This is a genomic window from Okeania sp. SIO2B9 (genome assembly GCF_010672505.1).
Classification (GTDB): Bacteria; Cyanobacteriota; Cyanobacteriia; order Cyanobacteriales; family Microcoleaceae; genus Okeania; species Okeania hirsuta.
In genome coordinates this window covers 1-1375 of sequence record NZ_JAAHGK010001642.1, presented here as the reverse complement: position 1 = coordinate 1375, position 1375 = coordinate 1, and the positions used below count along the sequence as shown (strand labels likewise).

Annotated in this window: 2 protein-coding genes and 1 pseudogene; 2 read left to right on the top strand and 1 reads right to left on the bottom strand. The window is 35.6% G+C overall.

The window, feature by feature from the left end:
• Positions 1-31 precede the first annotated feature (31 nt).
• Entirely contained in the window at positions 32-673 is a 642-nt protein-coding gene (locus F6K13_RS33350) for a Rieske 2Fe-2S domain-containing protein (protein WP_353735756.1), read from the bottom strand.
• Between the two features lie 129 nt (positions 674-802).
• On the opposite strand from F6K13_RS33350, the gene F6K13_RS33345 reads away from it, so the two are divergent.
• Together F6K13_RS33345 and F6K13_RS33340 are read left to right on the top strand one after the other, a co-directional pair.
• Positions 803-937 (top strand): hypothetical protein, encoded by a 135-nt coding sequence (locus F6K13_RS33345; RefSeq protein ID WP_275670342.1) that lies wholly within the window; start codon positions 803-805, stop codon positions 935-937.
• A gap of 123 nt (positions 938-1060) precedes the next feature.
• Positions 1061-1375 (top strand): annotated as a pseudogene (locus tag F6K13_RS33340) (hypothetical protein); the annotation flags it as partial.

Sequence of the window (1375 nt, the reverse complement as noted above, 5' to 3'; positions counted from 1 at the left end):
TTTTAGATTCTAGTCATATTCCTTATACTCATCATCGTACTGTGGGAAACCGTACTAATGTTTCTCCTGTAGAATTAGAAGTATAAGGAATATGACTAGAATCTAAAACATTTTCCATTAATGTTAAAGCATCATAAGGTAAATCTCGAAAAGTATTTAAACAAACCCATTCATTAGAACTTTTATCAGAATTTTCATCTAAAACATCAACTGTAGGAATAGGTGTTTGAGCAGCATTTTCTACTTTTCCTGCATAGACAAATAAAAGACATTGACAGACTTTTGTAGGTAAAGATTTAACCGTTGCTCTTGATGATTTTTCAGCTTTACCTTCTTCTTTTTGTTGAGGAATAATTTCACAGTTTCCTCTGCCTGAAAATGCCCAACCATGGTAAGGACATTCTAAACATCCAGTCTCATTAATTCTACCTTGAGAAAGGGGTGCTAAACGATGAGGAGATTGGTCTTCAAATACGCGCCATTGATGGTTTTTTTCTTCCCACCAAATCACAATATCTCGTTCTAATAATGTAAACGGTGTAGGTTTAGTTTTGTCTAAATCTTCTACATAATGAACTGGATACCAAACTTCTTGCCAATCAAAATATTCTGGGTCAGTTCCACCTGCACTTAAAGGTATATTGTGGGAATTTTTTACAGCGTTAGTAATCATCAGAATGTTAATTGATTTAGTTAAGTTACCTAGTATAATATAGCTTTATGCCAAAGTATTTTATAGCTTGTTTTAATAACTCGCATAGGGTGTATTAGTTTTACATAACGCAAATTTTAGGAAAAAATCATGAATTATACAGCAACAATACTTGAAACAAAAATTGCTTTGAAAGAAGCTTTGAAGATATATCAAGGAGATGTTAAACACCAGAATGTTAAGGAAAAAATAGAGCAACTTTCTCAACTTAATCCTATAGTATAACCTACCCATAGCTCCCTTCTAGAATCTCAAGATTGGCTATTAATTAGCGCCCCTTCTTTTCCTCAAGGGGAGAAACTTTCTAATGGTAAATATGCTTATACTCTGGGAAGGTTAGCATTTAATATGTTTGAACCTAGCAATTTAAAGTTAGTTATTGATTCTGTTAGACAACCTGTTGTGTTGTTAGGAGAAGGGAAAAAACGTAGCCATGATATTGTAGTTGAGTTTAGTATTATTGATGAATTATTCCCACCATTAAAAGGTATTGTTCGTAATTTAGGTGTTTGTTATCCTGCCGATAATAAAACCTTACAAGTCGAATACCACGATCTGAACATACCCCTGGTGCTTGGCAGCGCCACTCCGGCCCTTGAGAGCCTGTATAACGTACGTGAGGGCCGCTATCGCCACGCACGCCTGACCCAGCGCGCCGGCAAC

Coding starts and splice junctions, on each gene's coding strand:
- F6K13_RS33350 (WP_353735756.1), bottom strand. CDS start 673: ATGATTACTAACGCTGTAAAAAATTCCCACAATATACCTTTAAGTGCA.
- F6K13_RS33345 (WP_275670342.1), top strand. CDS start 803: ATGAATTATACAGCAACAATACTTGAAACAAAAATTGCTTTGAAAGAA.